This is a genomic window from Dactylosporangium sp. NPDC006015, from assembly GCF_040614215.1.
In the GTDB taxonomy this organism is placed as follows: domain Bacteria; phylum Actinomycetota; class Actinomycetes; order Mycobacteriales; family Micromonosporaceae; genus Dactylosporangium; species Dactylosporangium maewongense.
Genome location: NZ_JBEXUD010000004.1, coordinates 224,035 through 243,418, shown reverse-complemented (window position 1 = coordinate 243,418; position 19,384 = coordinate 224,035). Strand labels below are relative to the sequence as shown.

The window sequence follows — 19,384 nt, the reverse complement described above, 5'->3', positions numbered from 1 at the left end:
GCACACCCATGGCCTACCAGGCCGACAGGGCGGACGTGCGGTCACACCGCAAGAGCCCAGCTCAGCGCCGATCACGACGCCGGTTAGTGATCATCGGCGCGGTCGTTGCCGCGCTCGTCGCCGGCGGCGCCGCTTACGGCGGCGTCCGGCTGCTGCAACCGTCCTGTAACGGGACGGTCACCGCGAAGATCGTCGCGTCGCCGAGCACCGCGCCGCTGCTGCAGTCCCTCGCCAAGTCGTGGACGGACAGCAACCCGGCGGTCGCGGGGCGTTGCGGCCGTGTCGAGGTCACCGCCCGGGAGACCGCGTCGATGGCGCAGGCGCTCGGCACCGACTGGGACACCAAGACCGGCTCCCCGCCGGACGTGTGGGTGCCGGACTCGACCGCGTGGGTGCGGCGGGCGTCGACGGCGGCGATCGCCGAGCGGATGATGCCGGACCTCCAGCCGATGCTGGCCCGCACCCCGTCGGTCCTGGCCATGCCGAAGCCGATGGCGGAGGCGCTCGGCTGGCCCGGCGGCGAGCTGTCGTGGCAGGACGTCATCAACAAGGTCGCCGCCGACCCGCAGGGCTGGGCGAAGTACGGCAAGGGCGACTGGGGCAAGTTCAAGTTCGGGATGAGCGACCCGCTGCAGTCGACCGCGGGCCTGCTCGCCCTGATGGCGATCCTCGACGGCAACGACGACGGTGAGGTCACCGCCGACGAGCAGGCGACCCTCGCCAAGCTCAAGCAGGAACGCGCCGTCTACACCCCGACCACCGCCGCGCTGCTCGCCGACCTGGCCAAGGCCGACGGTCAGGGCGACACCGCCGCGCTGCAGTACGTGTCGGCGTTCCCCGCCCTCGAGCAGGACGTCCTCGCCTACAACAAGACCAACCCGAAGGTGCCGCTGGTCGCGGTATACCCGTCCAACGGCAGCGCCGACGCCGACAACCCGTACCTGATCCTCGACGCGCCCTGGGCGGAGAAGGACAAACAGGACACGGCGCGGCAGTTCCTCGCGTACCTGCGCGGGCCGCAGGGGCGCAAGGCGTTCCTCGACGCCGGGTTCCGCGACCCGAACCGCGACGCCGGCACCGCGCTGAGCGCCGACAACGCGTTCAGCGCGAAGATCAAGACGGTGCCGCGGGCGGTGCTGCTGCCGGAGTCGGTCAAGCAGTCGATGGACTCGTGGACGGCGCTGACCCGCCCCACCAACGTCCTCATCGTCCTGGACATCTCCGGCTCGATGGCCGAGCAGGTCCCCGGCACCGGCCGCAACCGCATGCAGCTGGCGAAGGACGCCGCCCGGCAGGCCGTGCAGCTGTTCGACGGCGACGTCGACGCCGGCCTGTGGGTGTTCTCCACCCGGCAGAACGGCCAGCAGGACTACAGGCCCCTGATCCCGATCGGCCGGGTCGGCGACCAGCTCAGCGGCAAGTCCCGCCGGGAGCAGATGGTCGCCGCGATCGACAAGCTGACCCCGGTCGGCGACACCGGCCTGTACGACACGGCCGCCGCCGCCCAGCAGGCCGTCGTCGACGCGTACCAGCCCGGCGCCACGAACCTGGTGGTGCTGATGACCGACGGGAAGAACGACGACCCGACCGGCGGCCTCAGCCTCGACCAGCTGCGCCCGAAGCTCGAGGCGAACGCGGCGTCGGACAAGAAGGTGCCGATCGTGACCGTCGGGTACGGCAACGACGCGGACTTCGCGGCGCTGCAGGAGATCTCCCGGGTCAGCGGCGGCACCCTCTACACGTCGAAGACCGCGTTCGACATCAACGAGGTCCTCCTCACCGCCATCTTCGGCAAGGTCTGACGCCTGGTGCCGGTCCGCTCACCATGAGAGCGGACCGGCCCGCCGTCAGGCGCTCAGGGCCGCCTTGATCGGGGCGGTCTTCGCGGCGGCCTCCGCGACCTCGGCGACCGGGTCGCTGTCCCAGACGATGCCGCCGCCCGCCCACACGTGCGCGAGACCGTCGGCGACGGCGACGGTGCGGATCGTCAGCCCCAGGTCGACGCGGAGGCTGCCGTCGGCGCCGTGGCCGATCCAGCCGGCGGCGCCCATGCTCGGGCCGCGCCCGACCGGCTCCAGCGCGCTGACGACGTCGATCGCGGCGAGCTTCGGCGCGCCGGTCACCGAGCCACCCGGCCACACGGCACCCAGCAGCCCGGCGAGGCCGACGCCGGGCGCCAGGTCGGCGCTGACCGTCGACTCCGCCTGCCACAGCCGCGACCAGCGGCGGATCGCGAACAGCTCGTCGACGCGGACGCTGCCGGTCCGGGCGACCCGGCCCAGGTCGTTGCGCTCCAGGTCGACGATCATGACGTGCTCGGCGCGTTCCTTCGCCGACGCGAGCAGCTCCGCGCGGCCCTGCGCGGTCGCCGGGCGGGTCCCCTTGATCGGGCGGGTCACCGCGCGGCCGCCGGCGACCTCGACGAGCGTCTCCGGCGACGCGCACGCCACCCACCAGCCGCCGTCCGCGCCGGACAGCACCCCGCCGTAGCGGGCGCCCGGCAGCGCCGCGACCCTGGCGAGGGCGGCGCGGGGGTCGCCGGCGAACGGGGCGCTCGCGTGGCCGACGACGTTGGCCTGGTAGACGTCGCCGCGGGCGATCGCCGCCCGGACCGCCTCGACCGCGGCGGCGTGCTCCCCCGGGGTCCAGCTCGGCGTCCACGGGCCCACCCGGCCGTCGCCGGGCATGGCCGGCCCCGCGAACGCGTACGGCGGCGGGGTGTGGGCGTAGACGACCGCGACGAGGTCCGGCACGCCCGGCGCCGGCGACGCCACGGCCGACGGCGGCGCCAGGAGCACCGCCGCGCCACACACCCCGTCCGTCACCGTCCGTGACCGTGACACGTCGGAGACGGGCAATCCGGCGTCGACGAGGAACGCCTCCAGCAGTTGCAGAGGGTCACCGCCGTCGCGGGAACGCCACTCCAGCCGGGAACGCTCCCAAACGTGCGGCCGGCACGCCGGTTCCGACCCGGGAGGGTGCAGATCCACCGTCCCGGGCCAATACCCGACGACCGGTCCTAATGGGCTCATACGAATGGCGGATTATCCCCAAGTTGTGCCGTCACATGTGCGGATTCGTGTCGTTGGCCGTAGTAGCGTGCATCACTGGTCATGTGAACAACCCCACAGGCCCCACCAGAACCTCTCAAACGGAGACCCCGGATGCTCTGCCAGCACCAACCAGCGTGCCCCTCGGCCCACGACTCCGACCACGAAGCAGCCAGGATCCTGGCCTCGCACCCCGAGCAGGGGTGGAGCCTCCTGTGCAACGGAGTGATCGTCTTCGAGGACACCGGAGAGCTGCTTCCTGACTGCAGCGTGATCGAACCGCACCGCGGCCCTGCCATGCACGTCCTCGTCGAAGCCGCCTGAGCGATCACGCTCCGTAGCCGCTCACTCCTCGAAGGCTGATGCCGGCGGGCACGAGCAGACCAGGTTCCGGTCGCCGTAGCTGTCGTCGATCCGCCGCACCGGCGGCCAGTACTTCGCCACCGTCACGCCGGCCGGGTAGGCGGCGAGCGACCGCGGGTAGGCGTGCGCCCACTCGTCCGCGGTGACGACCGCCGCCGTGTGCGGCGCGCCCGCCAGGGGGTTGTCCCCCGCCGGCCACTCCCCGGACGCCACCCGGTCGATCTCCTCACGGATCGCGATCATCGCGTCACAGAACCGGTCCAGCTCCGCCAGGTCCTCGCTCTCGGTCGGCTCCACCATCAGCGTGCCCGACACCGGGAACGACATCGTCGGCGCGTGGAACCCGTAGTCGATGAGCCGCTTCGCGACGTCCGCCACGCTCACACCGGTCGCCTTCGTGATCGTGCGCAGGTCCAGGATGCACTCGTGCGCGACGAGGCCCTCGCTGCCGCTGTACAGCACCGGGTAGTGCTCCCGCAGCCGCGCCGCCACGTAGTTCGCCGCGAGGACCGCCGTCGCCGTCGCCTTCGTCAGCCCGTCCGGGCCCATCAGCCGCAGGTACGCCCACGGGATCGGCAGGATCCCCGCGGACCCCCACGGCGCCGCCGACACCGGCCCGACCGGAGCCGCCACACCGTCCTCCTCCAGGATCGGGTGCGACGGCAGGAACTGCGCCAGGTGGGCACGGACCGCGACCGGACCGACACCCGGGCCGCCGCCGCCGTGCGGGATGCAGAACGTCTTGTGCAGGTTCAGGTGCGACACGTCCGCCCCGAACTGCCCCGGCTTCGCGTAGCCGAGCAGCGCGTTGAGGTTCGCACCGTCGACGTACACCTGGCCGCCCGCCTCGTGCACCTTCGCGCACAGGTCGGAGATCCCCGTCTCGTACACCCCGTGCGTCGACGGATACGTCACCATGATCGCGGCAAGCCGGTCCCGGTGCAGCTCGATCTTCGCCTCGAGGTCACCGAGGTCGACGTTGCCCAGCTCGTCACACGCCACCACCGCGACCCGCATGCCCGCCATCACGGCGCTCGCCGCGTTCGTGCCATGGGCGCTCGACGGGATCAGGCACATGTCCCGCCCGGTGTCGCCCCGCGACTGGTGGTAGGCGCGGATCGCGAGCAGGCCCGCCAGCTCGCCCTGCGACCCCGCGTTCGGCTGCAGCGACACCGCGTCGTAGCCGGTGACCTCCGCCAGCCACCGCTCCAGGTCACCGATCAGCTTCCGGTAGCCCTGCGTCTGCGCCGCCGGCGCGAACGGGTGCACGTTGGCGAACTCCGGCCAGGTGATCGGCTCCATCTCCACGGTCGCGTTGAGCTTCATCGTGCACGACCCGAGCGGGATCATCCCCCGGTCGAGCGCGTAGTCCATGTCGGAGAGCCGCTTCAGGTACCGCAGCATCGCGGTCTCCGACCGGTGCGTGGAGAACACCGGGTGGCTCAGGTAGTCGCTGGTGCGGCGCAGCTCGGCCGGCACCACGTCCGCCGTGTCCAGCGCGGTCACGTCGACGTGCGCGAGACCGAACGCGGCCAGCACGTCACGCAGGTGCCCGAACGTCGTCGTCTCGTCGCACGCGATGCCGACCCGGTCCGCGTCGACCTGCCGCAGGTTGATCCCCCGGTCCGCGGCGGCACCGACGACGTCCTTCGCCTTCCCCGGTACGACGGCCGTCACCGTGTCGAAGAACGCCTCGTGCTCGGTGGTGACACCGCCGGCCCGCAGCCCCGCCGCCAGCCGCACCGCCATGTCGTGCGTGCGGGACGCGATCTCCCGCAGCCCGTCGGGGCCGTGGTAGACGGCGTACATGCTGGCCGTGACCGCGAGGAGCACCTGCGCGGTGCAGATGTTGCTGGTCGCCTTCTCCCGCCGGATGTGCTGCTCACGGGTCTGCAGGGCGAGCCGGTAGGCGGGGGCGCCGTCCGCGTCCTTGGACACGCCGACGAGCCGCCCCGGCAGGGTCCGCTCCAGACCCTTGCGGACCGACATGTAGCCGGCGTGCGGGCCGCCGAAGCCCATCGGCACGCCGAACCGTTGCGCGCTGCCGACCGCGACGTCCGCGCCGAACGCCGCCGGCTCCTGCAGCAGGCACAGCGCGAGCAGGTCGGCGGCGAACGTGACGATCGCGCCCTTGTCGTGCGCCTGCCCGGTGATGTCCGCCAGGTCACGGACCGCGCCGGACGCGCCGGGGTACTGCAGGTGCAGGCCGAAGAACTCCGCCGGCAGCTCCTCGGTCCGCAGGTCCACCGTCTGGACGTCGATGCCGAGCGGCTCCGCCCTGGTCCGGATGACGGCGAGGGTCTGCGGCAGGACGTCGCTGTCGACGACATACACGTCGGCCTTGACCTTCGACGAGCGCCGCGCCAGGGTCATCGCCTCAGCGGCGGCGGTCGCCTCGTCCAGCAGCGACGCGCCCGCGACCGGCAGCCCCGTCAGGTCCGTGATCACCGTCTGGAAGTTGAGCAGCGCCTCGAGGCGGCCCTGGCTGATCTCCGGCTGGTACGGCGTGTACGCCGTGTACCACGACGGGTCCTCAAGCACGTTGCGCAGGATGACCGGCGGCGTGTGCGTGCCGTAGTAGCCGAGGCCGATCATGCTGACGAGCGTCCGGTTCGCCGACGCGAGGGCGCGCAGCTCCCCCAGCACCTCGGCCTCGGACGCGGCCAGGGGCAGCTGGAGCGGCTGGTGCCAGCGGATCGAGCCGGGGATGGCCGCCGTCATCAACGCCTCGACGGAGTCGTACCCGACGGTTTTCAGCATCGTCGTCTGCTCGTCCGGCGACGGTCCGATGTGCCTGCTGGCGAAACTGGTCATTGGCCACACTCTTTCGGATCCGGGGGTCGGGGCTGCGCACGTCCCTCCCCCTCTGTCGTGTGGCCTCCAGAGGTGCCAACCCGTCGCGGTCCTTCTGCCTGAGAGGTTCCGGGGAGGATTTGCCCCTTCGGCGTCGCCCTGAACTCAGACGATCTCTCCCGCGCGGGTATTGCCGGCGATGCCTAATCTACCGGTTCTTTGACCATGGTCACGCGCCCGTGGTCCACACCACAGCGCGTAGCGCATCCTAGGACGCTAGGTTCATGGCTTACAGCGGGCTGAATTCGCGTCGACCATCAGAAGGCTGGCGTCCACCGCCTCGAAGTCGCTGCCCTTCAGCCCCTTGAGCGCGTTGAGCTGATCGTTGCTCCACCGGTCGTCCTGCGTGCCGGAGAAGAACCACGGCGAGCCGTTGTCGGCGAGGACGGCGCCGTACTGCTTGAGCGCCTGCGCCACCACCCGCGCCTGCGCCGGGAACTTCGAGATGTCGACGGACGCCTTCAGCCGGAACCGGGCACCCATCGGCGGCAGGTTCGCGTCGACGCTGCTGGACGCCGCGTGCCGGGCGGGCCACACGTACGCGTTCCTCGTGCGCGGCGCGGTGAACCGGATCGCGTGGTCGATCCTGCCCTTGGCGGCCTCGTCGGCGCGCGGCAGCCCGGCGAGGATCGACAGGCCCGCGGCGTCCGCCGACGTCCAGCCGGCCTTGCGCAGGTCGTTGCGGCGCAGGTCGAACACCGCCCCGGAGCCGGCCTTCCACGATCCGTCCGCGTTCGGGCGCGCGGCGTACAGCTCGTACACCTTGCAGGCCGCCGTGTCGTGCACGATGACGTGCCGGTCCCCGTCGGCGTTCGGCCCGCCCTCAACCTTGGCGTTGCGCGGGATCGGGTACGGGCCCTTGTCGCTCTCGTCCGCGTACTCGAAGCTGACCTTCACGCCGGCCTGCCCCTGCCCGACCGTCGTGACCGGGATGCCGAACGGCGCGCCGTCGATGAGCCCCGAGCCGAAGTCCGGGTGCGCGTGCGCCTGCGCCCCGATGCTGCCGACCCACGCCGCCGAGTCCCGGTGCACCGGCAGCCTCGACACGTCGGCGTGCCACACGTTGTCCGCGGGGAAGATCGTGCACGCCCCGCTCGGCGCGGACGCGGACTGGCTCGCGGCGCCCAGGCCGCCGGCGCCGGACCCGCCCGTCGCGCCCGTCGCGCTCGGCGTCCCCGAGGCGGGTGCGGCGCTGCCCTTGCCCGGCGAGCTGCATCCGCTGACCGCCAAGACGGCGACGACGGCCAGCGCGGCGCTGCGCTTCAATGATCCTCCTCGGGTCGGCCCCCGATCCTCACGGACCTGCGCGCACAGTACGCGCACCCTGTGTCCGACCCGCAGCGCACCATCGCCGCGCAGCGCCGCCGTGCCGGGTCAGTCCGCCGCGCCGGCGGCCAGCTCCCGCACCTCCTGCGTGCAACGGCACGCCGCGGCGAACCTGGCCGCCCACCGGACCGCCTCGTCCCGGTCCGGCACCTCGAGGAGCGCGAACCCGCCGATGTGCTCCTTGGTCTCCGGGAACGGGCCGTCGGTGACCGAACCGTCCGCGGCCACGACCGTCGCGGGCTGCGCCGGCACCCCACCGCCGAACACCCACACGCCGGCGTCGCGGGCGTCCTGCGCCACCTCCTGCGCGGCCTTCGTCACGTCGGGCACGTCCTTCTCGGCGACGTTCATCCACCCCTCGTCGAACGAGACCAGGTAGTGCGGCATCCTGTTCCTCCTCGCCTCCGGCGGCCCCTCCGGCCGCCGCTCACCCGTCCTACGAACGGCCCGCCCCGGATCCGACAACCCGCCGCGACAAATTTCCGTCGGTGCCAGTCCTACACGGTCAGGGCGTGCCGGGTCCGTGCCGCTCGACGAGATCCAGGAGCTCGTCGACGGACCACTGGTCGTAGGCGTGCTCGCCGTACTTCGCGGCGAGGACGGTGCCGTCGGGGGCGATGAGGAAGTCGGCCGGGAGGCCGAATCGTCCGCCGGCCGGGGTGAGCGACGGCGGGCGTTCGCGGCCGCGGAGCAGGGCCCAGGTGCTGCGGGCCACGGCGCGCAGGATCGTGGGCCAGACGCGGGGGTCGAGCAGGGCGCGGCGGGAGGACTCGACGCCGAACTCGCGGTACAGGCGCTTCTGCGGGTCGGGCACGACCGGGAACGGCAGGTCCGTCACGTGCTCGCGCAGCGCCGCCGCGGTGGAGTGGAACACGACGACCTCACGGACGCCGGCCGCGGTGATCTCGGCGTGGCGGCGGACGATCGAGCGCAGGTGCAGGTTGCAGACCGGGCAGCCGGCGAAGCGGCGGAACTGCAGGTGCACCAGCAGCGACGGGTCCGGCACGGCGACCGGCTCCCCCACGACGACCTGCAGGCGCCGGGAATCGACGACGAGCATGACACCTCCGCGTAAGCGTACAACGTACTCTTACGGGCAAGCGTAGGCGTATGACGTACGCTGTCAAGTGCCATGCCTCGACCGCGATCACTCACATCCGCGCAGATCGCCGCGGCGGCGCTCGCGGTGCTCGACCGTGACGGGCCGGCCGGGCTGACCATGCGCGCCGTCGCCCAGCAGCTCGGCATGGGCACGATGAGCCTGTACCGGTACGTCGCCGACCGCGAGGAGCTCGAAGGCCTCGTCGTCGAGCTGGTGCTCGGCGCCGTGGACCCCGCACCGCCGGAGGGCGGCGGCTGGCAGGAGCGGGTCACCGTCATGGTGGAGCGGGTCCGCGTCGCGGTCGGCGCCCACCCGGCCGTCGTCCCGCTGACCATGACGCACCGGCACCGGTCACCCGCCATCCTGCGCTGGTCGGAGACGGTGGCCGGCATCCTGGCCGAGACCGTCACCGACCCGGAGCGCAGGGTCGTCGCGCTGCGGGGGCTGCTGTCGTACCTCGTCGGCGCGATCCAGCTCGAACACCTCGGCCCGCTGTCCGGCCCCGGCACGGCGGCCATCGCCGGGCTCGACCCCGCCGCGTTCCCTCACATGCGGCAGCTCGGCGGGGCGGCCCGTCAGGTCGGCGCCGACGAGGAGTTCCGCGGCGGTCTCGCCCTCCTGCTCGCCGGCATCAGCGGCGGGCCAGGGCCAGCTCGTACGAGGACGGCGTGACGTTCGGGAAGATGCCCGTCAGCGACCCGACGCCGCAGCGGCGCTGGAGCAGCTCGCCGATCACCGACCGGTAGTCGGTGGTGGACGTCAGGTCGCCGGCCGTGAGCTTGGCCGGGGCGAGACCGGGCCAGATGCCGTGCACGCGGCCGCCGCGGACGTTGCCGCCGAGCAGGAGCATGGCGTTGCCGTTGCCGTGGTCGACGCCGCGGGAGCCGTTCTCCGCGACGCGCCGGCCGAACTCGCTGAGCGTGACCAGGGTGACGCGGTTGAACGCGTCGCCGAGGTCGGTTGCGAACGCCGCCAGGGCCAGGGCGAGCTCCGTCAGGTGGTCGTGCATCCGCTGGCCCTTCACCGGGCCGCCGAGACCCTCGTGCATGTCCCAGTCACCGAAGTCGACGGTGGCCGCCATCAGGCCGACGTTCGACTTCACCAGGCGCGCGACGTCGCACAGCGCCTTGCCGAGGGCGGTCGACGGGTAGGTCGCCGCCGGGGTGTACGCGCCGAGCGCGGCGACGGTGCCCAGGGTGGCGTTGACGGCGCGGGCCGGGTCGGCCATGACCGCCGGGGCGCCGTCGAACAGCTTGGCGATGGTCGCGGCCATCGGCGTCTTGGCGTCGTTGCCGGAGAGCTTGAAGCCGTCGACGGACGACATCGACACGTCCGGGGACGGGCCGGCGAACGCGCGGGCCGGGGACGTCGCGCCCATCGCGACGCCCGCGGTCGGGGCGGAGGCGCCGGTGACGCCGAGCATCCGGTCGAGCCAGCCCGTACGGACGGACGTACCGGCGGCGGCGCGCTCCATCTCCTCCATCGCCTGGAAATGCGACCGGGACGGGTTGGGCTGGCCGACGGCGTGGACCGCGCCGAACGTGCCGGCGGTCCAGCGAGGCAGCAGCGGCGCGAACGCCGGGTGCAGGCCGAACATCCCGTCCCCGGCGATCACCGACGCCTTCGGCACGGCGATGGTGGGGCGGGCGGTGTAGTAGTCGGGGTCGCCGATCGGGACGACGGCGGACAGCCCGTCAAACCCGCCGCGCAACGACAACACGACGATGGTGTCGCCGGTGTACGGTGTGCCGGCGAACGCCAGCCGGGTCGCGAGGCCTTCCCCGACGAGCCCGGTGAGCGCGGCGCCCGCCCCGATCACGGCGGCCCGGCCCAGCAGCCCGCGCCGCGAAATACCGTTATCGGTAATACAGCAATCCATCATGACGGTCACCTGGCCAGGTAGTAGGGCGAGTCGAGGATCAGGGCGATGAGGTGCGGCAGCCGGCCGGCGACGGCGGGGTCGGTCGCCTTCAGCGGGCTCGACACCGACTTGTTCAGGAAGCCGAGCAGGGCCGCGCTGTGCGCCGCCTGCAAGGGCTGCCCGACGAGGCGGGTGGCCAGGGCGTCGAGGAACGCGCCGTGCGTGGCCGGCAGCGTCGGCACCAGCGTCGCGAGCATCGACGCCGGGCGCACGAGCTGCTTGGGGTACCAGCCGGCGGCGAGGTTCAGGTGTGCGTTCCAGCGGATCAGCAGGCCCGACGGGGCGGTCCAGGCGGCGGCGACGTCCGGGTAGCCGTTCGGCGGTGCCCAGCGCATCGGGGCGTGGCCGGCGGCGACGAGGTAGTTGTACAGGGCGCGGACCCCTTCGGTGCCGGACGCCTCGGGCTGCAGGCCCAGTCGGCGGACCGTGCCGATGAGGTCCTCGAGGGGGGTGCGGACCTTGGCGCCGACGGACGCGGCGAACTCCGGCGACGTGAACAGCGCCCGCAGGACCGGCGCGATTGCCGATTTCTGTTGCAGGTACACCTCCCGCAGCTGCTGCACGAGGGCCGCCGGCGGGTCGTCGGAGACGAAGCGGACGCAGAGCTTGCGGGCCACGCGCTCGGCGGTCGCCGGGTGCTGGGCGAGCATGTCCACGAACGCGAGGGCGGCCGCTTCCCCGCCGCCGGCGGTCGCGTTGTCGTGCCGCCAGCCGAGGATGGTGACGGCGCCGGTCGCGTGCTGGGTCGCGTCGAACTTGTACAGGCCGGTGGTCTTGTCGACGGTGAGCCCGGTGAGCAGCCGCGCGGCGTCCTTCACGTCGGCCTCGGTGTAGATCAGCCCGACGGTGTGCAGCTCCATGAGCTCGCGGGCGTAGTTCTCGTTGGGTTTCGCCTTCGTGGAGCTGCGGTTGTCGAGGTACGACAGCATCGCCGGTGACGTCGCGGACGCCTTCAGCAGGTCGGCGAACGTCCCCAGGGCGTGCCTGCGGATCAGGGAGTCGTAGGCGCCGCGGCTGTCCCAGACGTCGCTGGACGGGCAGGTGACGTTGAGGTGGTTGGACCACATGTCGACCATGACCTCGAGCAGCTGCCGGTTGCTCCATGCGGCGCGCGCGACGGCGGCGGCGCCGAGCTGCTGCATGGCGTCCCAGCCCCCGGACTTCATGGCGCCGGCCTTCACCTTGGCGCGCACCCCGGCGATGTCGAGGTTGGCCATCGGGTACCGCGTGAGCAGCTTCGCGCACGCGGCGTCGTCGATGGTCGCCGGGGCGAGCTGCCGGTCCAGCCACGCGACGGCACCGAGCTTGCGCAGCTCGGCCTCGCTCGCGGGAGTCGGCCCGAACGTGGCGCGGCGCAACAGATGCAGAACCGGGTCCTGAGGGGTGAAGGCGGTCACGCAGTCCAACGTCGACACCGACACGGCCGGCCTGACCGACGCCCCCACCACGCTCCCACCCGGCAACCGCTCCGCACCACCGGATTACCGGATTACCCAACCCAACAATCCGGTGGGCGGGCGGGTGTGTGCGTGGTTGCGTCGAGTGCCGTGTTGGTCTCGGCGTGGGGCCGGTCGAGTGACACGCCGGCTGCGGTTCTCTTGGCCAGCGGATTACCGGATTACCGCACCCAACAATCCCGCCACATCGACCATCGGAACGGTGCGACCAAGAAGACCGCAGCGACCGAGACGGCGATCGAGTGGCCGCACCGACACCAAGCCAGCAATGACGGGACCGCGAAGACGCCCACCCAATTGCCGAATTGCCGCACCCAACAATCCGGTCGCCGCGACCAGCTGGACGCCGTGACCAGCAGGACGCCACGACCAGCAGGACGCCACGACCAGCAGGACGCCACGACCAGCAGGACGGCACGACCAGCAGGACGGCACGACCAAGCGAGCCACAGTGGAGGCGGCAGTCGACCGAGTCCGCGCCGGGAACAACACGGCAATCAACGGGTCCGCGTAGATGCCCGGACACCCGCCCAACGGATGCCCGATGCCCGCCCAACGGATGGCCGGAATACCGGATTTCCGCAACTGGCAATCCGGTTGCAGCGACCGGCACGACGGGGTGAGAAGACCGCAGCGGCCCGGAGAACCGCAGTGGGCGTAATGCTCGACCCGGGGGCCGCGCCGGAGCTGGCATGGTGGTCGACGGGGGCGCGGAGATGGCCGAACGCCCGTCCGGCGGATTATCGAATTGCCGCACCCGACAATCCGGTTCCAGGGACCGACAGGACGGTGCGGGCGAGGAGACCACAGTGGCCGGAGAACCGCAGTGGGCGCGGTGCTCGGCCAGGGGCCACGCCGGGACTGGCACGGCGATCGGCGCGGGACGCAACGATGGTCGCGCGCATGCCTGGCGGATTATCGGATTGTTGGGGCCGGCAATCCGGTGGCGGCGACCGAGCGGACGGTGGCGATGAACTCGGCGATCGACGGGTGTGAGCCGGCGCCCGAGCGGTAGGCGAATCTCGTCCGGCGTCTCGTTGCGAGCGGGGTCAGCACGACGCCGGGTGGGGGTGCTGGGGGGCGCAGGGCCAGCTCGGGGACGACGGCGACGCCCTGGCCGGCGGCGACGAGGGTCAGGACGGTCACGAAGTCGTCGGCGTGGTGGCGGGCGCGGGGCAGGAAGCCGGCGGCCTCGCACGCCCGGAGTGTCATCGTGTGGCACAGCGTGCCCGGCCCGGCGAGAATCCACGGCTCGTCGCGGCACTGCGCGAGATCTAGGGGGCGGGTCGCCGCGAGGTACATCGTCTCGTCCAGCAGCGGGGCCGTGTCCAGCGCCGGGTCGGGGGCGATCGGCACGAGGTCGTAGTCGTGCACCAGCGCGACGTCCAGGGTGCCGTCGCGCAGCCGGGGCGGGACGAGCGCCGGGTCCAGTTCGTCGACGGTGAGGTCGAGCGCCGGGTGCTCCCCCGCCAGGGCGACCAGCGCCGCCGGCAGCAGCGTCCGCATCGCGGTCGGGAACGCCCCGATCCGCAGCGGGCCCGACAGGCCGGTGCGGGTCGCGGCGAGCGCGGCGGTGGCGCGCTCGAGGGCGGCGAGGACCTCCCCGGCGTGGGCCGCGAGGACCGTGCCGGCGGCGGTGAGCGTGACGCCGCGCCCGGTGCGGGCCAGCAGTGCCGTGCCGGCCTCCCGCTCCAGCGCGGCGAGCTGCTGCGACACCGCGGACGGCGTGTAGTTGTGGGCGGCGGCGACTGCGGCGATGGTGCCGCGGTCGGCGAGGTCGCGCAGGAGGCGCAGCTTGCGCACGTCGAGCATCAGTTCAGCTTATGCTCGACGTCACGAATGTGAACTGGACCTTCCGCTCGGGTGGCGGCGACCCTGAGTACATGGAGCTTGAAGGGATCTTCGTGCCGCTCGTGACGCCGTTCGCCGCTGACGGGTCGGTGGACCTCGCCGCGCTCGACGGGCTGGCCCGGCGGGTGCTCGACGAGGGGGCCGCGGGGCTGGTCGCGCTGGGCACCACCGGGGAGCCGGCGACGCTGACCGGGGCCGAGCGGGCCACGGTCGTGGCCACCTGCCGGGAGGTTGCCGCGGTGTACGGCACGCCGCTGCTCGTCGGGGTCGGTGACAGCTCGACGGCGGCGACCGTGGAGGCGGTCCGGCACGTGCGCGGGGACGCCGCGATGGTGGTCGTGCCGCCGTACACCCGTCCGGGCGCGGCCGGTGTGCTCGCCCATCTGCGGGCCGTCGCCGCCGCGTCGCCGCTGCCGGTCGTGGTGTACCACGTGCCGTACCGGACGGGACAGCCCCTGGACGTCGACACCCTGCTCGCGGTCGCGGCGATCCCAGGAGTGGCCGGCATGAAGCTGTCCGACGGCCCGGTCAGCGGCGACACGGTGACGCTGCTCGGCGCGCTGCCGGCCGGGTTCGCGGTGCTCGGCGGCGACGACACGGTCATCGGCCCACTGCTCGCCATCGGCGCCGCCGGCGGGATCCTCGCGTCCGCGCACGTGGCGACGGACCGGTTCGTGGCCCTCGCGCGAGCCTGGCGGGAGGGGGACGTCGCCACCGCCAGGCGGCTCGGGTCCGCCCTCGCCGCGCTGTCGGCGGCGCTGTTCGCGGAGCCGAACCCGGCCGTGATCAAGGCGGTGCTGCACGCCGCCGGCCGGATCCCCACCCCGGACGTCCGGTTGCCGCTGCTGCCCGCGTCCCGGGCCGCCCTGACGAACGCCGAGGCCGCTTTCGCGGCGCTCCAGCACATACCGGACGGTTCGACCAGCTTGCCACGGTGGCACGTTCGGGGGATTCCAGGCGGCGGGACAGGCCGTACCGTCGATGTCGTCACCAAGCGTTAGCAATTGAGGGGGATCTCCCATGAGCGACTTCGACACCGGCGCCGACTACGGCCACGTCGAGGCTGGTCAGGACCACGAGTCGCTGAACCAGCTGCACCAGGTCGACGCGAACGAGAGCAACTACGACTCGCAGTTCGGCGTCTTCGAGCAGGACCACGCGTCCGCCGAGTCCACCAGCTTCGACCAGGGCCACCACGTGTCCATCACGGACGCGAGCGGCGCGCAGTACGAGGAGTCGGACTTCACGTCCTACGACCACTCCGCCGCCGAGACGGACCACGTGTTCGCCGCCGAGGGCTCCGAGTCGGCCTCCTCCAGCGAGTTCCACGAGCTCGAGGCCCTGCAGGCCCGCTTGGACTCGTCGTTCGCCTCCGCCACGGAGCTGCACACCGACGGTGGCGGCCAGCTGGGCGTCGCCTCCAACTAAGCACCAACTGAGCAGCACCTGAGCACCGGCTGAGCACCAACCTGGCGCCGGCCAGACACCGCCCAGGCGCCTGCTGAGCACCACCCGGCGCCGGTCAGCCCCGCAGCTGACCGGCGCCGGTGTCTGTCCAAGACACGACGGCGGCACAGTGGCGGTGCTTACAACCACCCGGCGCCGATTGGACCGCGCCGCCGCTCTTGTACCGGCCTAGCGTCGGGTGCATGGAAATCCTTCGGTACAGCGCGTTCACCACGGACCCCAAGGGCGGCAACCCGGCCGGGGTGGTGCTCGACGCCGCCGGACTCGACGACGCCGCGATGCAGGCCATCGCCGCCGACGTCGGATACTCCGAGACCGCGTTCCTGTTCCACGAGGACGGGCGCGTCCGGGTGCGTTACTTCAGCCCGCTGGCGGAGGTGCCGTTCTGCGGGCACGCGACGATCGCGACCGCCGCGGCGTACGCGGAACGCTTCGGGCTCGGGCCGCTGCGCTTCGAGTCCCGGGTCGGCGCGATCGAGGTGGAGACGCGGGTCGGCGTGGACGGGCTGACCGCGACGCTGCGCAGCGTGCCGCCGCACACCACACCGATGGCCGACGCGACGGTGCGGGAGCTGCTGGCCGCGCTGCGCTGGGACGCCGCCGACCTCGACCCGGCGCTGCCGGTGCGGGTGGCGTACGCGGGAGCCAGCCACCCGATCGTCGCGGCCGGCACCCGGCAGCGGCTCGCCGACCTCGACTACGACGTGCCCGCGCTCACCGCGCTGATGGCGCGGCACGACTGGACCACGGTCGACCTGGTGTGGCGGGAGTCGGCGACGGTGTTCCACGCCCGCAACCCGTTCCCGCCCGGCGGCGTGTACGAGGACCCGGCGACCGGCGCCGCGGCCGCCGCGCTCGGTGGTTACCTGCGCGAGCTGGGCCTGGTCGAGGTGCCGGCAACACTGCGGGTGCACCAGGGCGACGACATGGGCCGGCCGAGCCTGGTCACCGTCGAGGTGGCCGCCGACCCCGGCAGTGGCGTCGCGGTCACCGGCACCGCGGTGCCGATCGACTGACGAAGCAGCGTTGGCCGGTGTACCGCGGGGAGGGCTGATCCACCGCGGCCATCGGCCAACGCTCTACGATCCGAGGCAGGCGGCGCCTCTGCGGCTCAGCAGCTGGAAGCGAACCCGATCACGGCGACCGAGTTGCACGACACGTTGATCGGCATCTGGACGGTGGTCGAAGACTGGTTGCCGTTGAAGAACCCGGCGTTGTAGCCCGTGGTCCAGTCGCCGTTGCTGTTGTAGGCGTACGCCCCGCCGCCACCACCGTTACCACCGTTGGAGTTGCCGTACGAGTTGCCGTTGCCGTACGAGCTGTTGTGGTACGAGTTGCTGTTCGCGGAGTGCCGCTTGTGCTTCTTCTTGTGGCTGTTGGCGTTCGCGTTGGCATTGCCGTTGCCGTTGTGGCTGTGGTAGCCGTTCGAGCTGCCGGCGCCGCTGTAGCTGCCGCCGCTGCCGTTGACGGCGTAGGCGCCGCCGTCGCAGTTGGCGTTCGCGAAGCCGACGATCGCCACTGCGTTGCCGCAGATGTTCACCGGAACCTGGACCGTGGTCGAGGACTGGTTGCCGTTGAAGATACCGACGTTGGGGCCGCTGTCCCAGTCGGCGTGTGCGGCGGTGCCGGTGAGCGCGAGGCCACCCAAGGACAGCGCGGCGATCTGCACCGACCGGATGAGCCAGCGATTCATGATGACGACCTTTCGACGAGTGATCGACGGTGAACGTCCGTCGCGACCCCCACTTAACCGGAAATGCGAGTCCTGGACGGATATTTCGCGAAAAACAGTCACGCAATGCACCCGCAAGGTTACGTAATGTAGTCGCCATCGGCGTGGCGCCTTGGCGTCAGCGACACTTGCCGATCTCCGCCACACTGGACACCATGCCCGCCGCCCGCACGGCAGCACGTATGGTCGCCCGTACCGCCGCCGCCACGATCACCGCCGCGCTCGTCGCCGGCTCGCTCGCCGCGTGCAGCCCCGCGGATGAGCCGCTCCTCGCCGTCGGCCGCGCCGCCGACGGCCGCCCGGTCGCCCACCTGTACCTGTGCGGCGACAGGCACACGGCCCACAGCGCCACCCTCTACCTCAACCCCTGGCCGCCACCGACGCCGAGCGCCGCCACCACACCGAGCGCCGCCGCGACATCGGGCGGCACCGCCACACCGCCCTCCTCGCCGTCATCCAGTGGATCCGGCAGGGTCTCGATGGGCGACCTCTGGTCGATCCAGAACAGCACCGGCATCGGCAACCTGTGGGCCATCCCCATGGGCACCACCCCGGACGGCTGGCGCGACGAGTTCGACCCGCCCCGCCCGCTCGCGCTCACCGCCACGGGCCGCTACGTCCTCGGGACATGGACCGGCGCACCGCAGCCCAGGCCGGTCTTCTTCACCCTCGCGGACCTGGACAAGCTCAAGGACGGCGAGGTCTGGGGCTATCCCGGCCGCCGGGGCGACGCGCAGGTCATCACCCTGAAAGCGTTCCGCGACAAGGCCGCCGACTCCTGCTGAACGCCGCCCGGGTCAGGGGACGATCACGACACCGCCACGGACGCCGCCCTGGGCCAGCCGGTCGTGGGCGGCCGCCGCGTCGGCGAAGCGGTACACGCCGGCGACCCGCAACGGGATGTCGCCGGCGGCGACGAGCGCCGCCAGCCCGCCGAGCCGGGTGCCGTCCGGCTGGACCTCCAGCGCGAAGGTCCGGATGCCCCGCACCGGCTCCGGGCGCAGCGGGGGCGACGCGGCCACGTAGCCGCCGCCGTCGCGGACAAGGTCCAGCAGCGAGGAGCCGACCACCGCGAGATCGACGACCGCGTCGAACGGGCCCGCCGGGTCCTCCGAGCGCGGCACGAACGTCGCGCCGAGGGACTCGACGAACTCGCGGTCGCCGGCGCCGGCGAGTCCGGTGGCGTGCAGGCCGGTCGCGCGGGCCAGCGCCAGGACGAACCCGCCGACCTGACCGGCGGCGCCGGTGACGAGCACGGTCGAGCCCGCCGGGAGCGCGAGCAGGTCGAGGGCCTGGGCCGCGGCGAGACCGTTGGTCGGCAGGGTCGCCGCCTCGGTGGCGGGGACGCCGGCAGGTGCCGGAGCCAACCAGGCGGCGTCGAGCACGACGTACTCCGCGTGGGCACCGGCCGTCGTCCGCAGCCACGGCGAGAAGCCGATGACCTCGGCACCGACGGCGAGCCGCGAGACGGACGGGCCGAGCGCGTCGACGGCGGGCTGCGAGACGGACGGGCCGAACGCGTCGACGGTGCCGGCGACGTCCCAGCCGGGCGTGTACGGCAGTCCGGTCGGCAGCGGGGCCGGGAACCGGCCGGAGCGGATCATCAGGTCGACCGGGTGCAGCACCGACGCGGCGACCCGCACCCGGACCTGTCCCGGCCCGGGCTCGGGCACCGGCACCTCGGCGACGTGCAGGACCTCCGGTCCGCCGAACTCTGCATAGCTGACAGCGCGCATCGCCGTCTCCTCCAAGAAGTGCGTGAAGTGATCACCACGACCGTATGGACCGGCGGGCACCATCGGTAAGTAGGTACCGTGAAGTGCCTGAGGCACCGGAGGAGGACACCATGGCGACGACGAGCGCGGCCCAACGCCGCGAACAGGCCAGACGTGACTACGACGCGTTCCTGGCGGGCTGCCCGACCCGGGAGCTGCTGAGCAGGCTCACCGACAAGTGGGTCGCGCTGGTGATCCCGGCGCTCGCCGGCGGCCCGCAGCGGCACGGCGAGCTCGCCCACCGCATCGCCGGCGTCAGCCAGAAGATGCTCACCCAGACCCTGCGGACCCTGGAGCGCGACGGGCTGGTCACCCGCACGGTCACCCCCTCGATCCCGCCCCGCGTCGACTACGAGCTCACGCCGCTCGGGCACGAGCTGTTCCCGGTCATGGTCTCGATCAAGGACTGGGCGGAGACGCACATGGACCGCGTCTTCGAGGCCCGCGCCCAGTTCGACGCGCGTCCCTGAGCAGGGGCAGACCCGGG

18 protein-coding genes and 1 riboswitch are annotated in these 19,384 nt (G+C 72.5%); of the genes, 8 read left to right on the top strand and 10 right to left on the bottom strand.

Annotated elements, in window-relative coordinates; genetic code table 11:
• The first annotated feature begins 86 nt into the window (after positions 1–86).
• Complete coding sequence (locus ABZ321_RS09640) at positions 87–1,802, top strand: substrate-binding and VWA domain-containing protein (RefSeq protein ID WP_354890587.1); 1,716 nt, start codon at positions 87–89, stop codon at positions 1,800–1,802.
• Between the two features lie 45 nt (positions 1,803–1,847).
• Here the strand turns inward: ABZ321_RS09640 and ABZ321_RS09635 are convergent, their stop codons facing one another.
• Positions 1,848–3,032 (bottom strand): chorismate-binding protein, encoded by a 1,185-nt coding sequence (locus ABZ321_RS09635; protein ID WP_354890585.1) that lies wholly within the window; start codon positions 3,030–3,032, stop codon positions 1,848–1,850.
• Positions 3,033–3,164: 132 nt separating this feature from the next.
• On the opposite strand from ABZ321_RS09635, the gene ABZ321_RS09630 reads away from it, so the two are divergent.
• Positions 3,165–3,374: a DUF5999 family protein gene (locus ABZ321_RS09630; RefSeq protein ID WP_344504824.1), complete on the top strand. Its 210-nt coding sequence runs from the start codon at positions 3,165–3,167 to the stop codon at positions 3,372–3,374.
• Between the two features lie 21 nt (positions 3,375–3,395).
• Here the strand turns inward: ABZ321_RS09630 and gcvP are convergent, their stop codons facing one another.
• The 4 genes from gcvP to ABZ321_RS09610 form a co-directional block, all read right to left on the bottom strand.
• On the bottom strand, positions 3,396–6,227 hold the full coding sequence (gene gcvP / locus ABZ321_RS09625) for an aminomethyl-transferring glycine dehydrogenase (protein ID WP_354890582.1): 2,832 nt from the start codon (positions 6,225–6,227) through the stop codon (positions 3,396–3,398).
• A 76-nt stretch (positions 6,228–6,303) separates the two neighbouring features.
• A riboswitch (glycine riboswitch) is annotated at positions 6,304–6,398 on the bottom strand.
• A 90-nt stretch (positions 6,399–6,488) separates the two neighbouring features.
• Entirely contained in the window at positions 6,489–7,532 is a 1,044-nt protein-coding gene (locus ABZ321_RS09620) for a hypothetical protein (protein ID WP_354890580.1), read from the bottom strand.
• Between the two features lie 108 nt (positions 7,533–7,640).
• Complete coding sequence (locus ABZ321_RS09615) at positions 7,641–7,979, bottom strand: YciI family protein (protein WP_344504821.1); 339 nt, start codon at positions 7,977–7,979, stop codon at positions 7,641–7,643.
• Between the two features lie 118 nt (positions 7,980–8,097).
• Entirely contained in the window at positions 8,098–8,652 is a 555-nt protein-coding gene (locus tag ABZ321_RS09610; protein WP_344504820.1) for a peroxiredoxin-like family protein, read from the bottom strand.
• A gap of 72 nt (positions 8,653–8,724) precedes the next feature.
• Here ABZ321_RS09610 and ABZ321_RS09605 point away from each other — a divergent pair, with 72 nt between their 5' ends.
• A complete protein-coding gene (locus ABZ321_RS09605) occupies positions 8,725–9,366 on the top strand; it encodes a TetR/AcrR family transcriptional regulator C-terminal domain-containing protein (protein ID WP_354890577.1) in 642 nt (213 codons plus the stop codon).
• On the opposite strand, the gene ABZ321_RS09600 is transcribed toward ABZ321_RS09605, so the two are convergent.
• The 3 genes from ABZ321_RS09600 to ABZ321_RS09590 form a co-directional block, all read right to left on the bottom strand.
• Complete coding sequence (locus ABZ321_RS09600; RefSeq protein WP_354890575.1) at positions 9,326–10,513, bottom strand: DUF1501 domain-containing protein; 1,188 nt, start codon at positions 10,511–10,513, stop codon at positions 9,326–9,328. The genes ABZ321_RS09605 and ABZ321_RS09600 overlap by 41 nt on opposite strands.
• 68 nt (positions 10,514–10,581) lie before the next feature.
• Positions 10,582–12,012 (bottom strand): DUF1800 domain-containing protein, encoded by a 1,431-nt coding sequence (locus ABZ321_RS09595; protein ID WP_354890573.1) that lies wholly within the window; start codon positions 12,010–12,012, stop codon positions 10,582–10,584.
• A gap of 975 nt (positions 12,013–12,987) precedes the next feature.
• On the bottom strand, positions 12,988–13,884 hold the full coding sequence (locus ABZ321_RS09590; protein WP_354890571.1) for a LysR family transcriptional regulator: 897 nt from the start codon (positions 13,882–13,884) through the stop codon (positions 12,988–12,990).
• 71 nt (positions 13,885–13,955) lie between these two features.
• Between ABZ321_RS09590 and ABZ321_RS09585 the strand changes: the two genes are divergently transcribed.
• The 3 genes from ABZ321_RS09585 (at position 13,956) to ABZ321_RS09575 (ending at position 16,406) form a co-directional block, all read left to right on the top strand.
• Positions 13,956–14,924, top strand: a complete 969-nt coding sequence (locus tag ABZ321_RS09585) for a dihydrodipicolinate synthase family protein (RefSeq protein ID WP_354890569.1) — start codon at positions 13,956–13,958, stop codon at positions 14,922–14,924.
• A gap of 19 nt (positions 14,925–14,943) precedes the next feature.
• Positions 14,944–15,351, top strand: coding sequence for a hypothetical protein (locus ABZ321_RS09580; RefSeq protein WP_354890567.1), 408 nt, complete (start codon positions 14,944–14,946; stop codon positions 15,349–15,351).
• A 221-nt stretch (positions 15,352–15,572) separates the two neighbouring features.
• On the top strand, positions 15,573–16,406 hold the full coding sequence (locus tag ABZ321_RS09575; protein WP_354890565.1) for a PhzF family phenazine biosynthesis isomerase: 834 nt from the start codon (positions 15,573–15,575) through the stop codon (positions 16,404–16,406).
• Positions 16,407–16,501: 95 nt separating this feature from the next.
• Here ABZ321_RS09575 and ABZ321_RS09570 read toward each other — a convergent pair whose 3' ends face one another.
• Entirely contained in the window at positions 16,502–17,083 is a 582-nt protein-coding gene (locus tag ABZ321_RS09570) for a chaplin family protein (protein WP_354890563.1), read from the bottom strand.
• A 194-nt stretch (positions 17,084–17,277) separates the two neighbouring features.
• On the opposite strand from ABZ321_RS09570, the gene ABZ321_RS09565 reads away from it, so the two are divergent.
• Positions 17,278–17,907, top strand: coding sequence for a hypothetical protein (locus tag ABZ321_RS09565; RefSeq protein ID WP_354890561.1), 630 nt, complete (start codon positions 17,278–17,280; stop codon positions 17,905–17,907).
• 12 nt (positions 17,908–17,919) lie between these two features.
• Here ABZ321_RS09565 and ABZ321_RS09560 read toward each other — a convergent pair whose 3' ends face one another.
• The gene (locus ABZ321_RS09560) at positions 17,920–18,858 is read right to left on the bottom strand and encodes an NADP-dependent oxidoreductase (protein WP_354890559.1); all 939 of its coding nucleotides are present in this window, start codon (positions 18,856–18,858) and stop codon (positions 17,920–17,922) included.
• 110 nt (positions 18,859–18,968) lie between these two features.
• On the opposite strand from ABZ321_RS09560, the gene ABZ321_RS09555 reads away from it, so the two are divergent.
• Positions 18,969–19,367 carry a helix-turn-helix domain-containing protein gene (locus ABZ321_RS09555; RefSeq protein ID WP_354890557.1) on the top strand — a complete coding sequence of 133 codons (399 nt, stop codon included), beginning with the start codon at positions 18,969–18,971 and terminating at the stop codon, positions 19,365–19,367.
• Positions 19,368–19,384 lie beyond the last annotated feature (17 nt).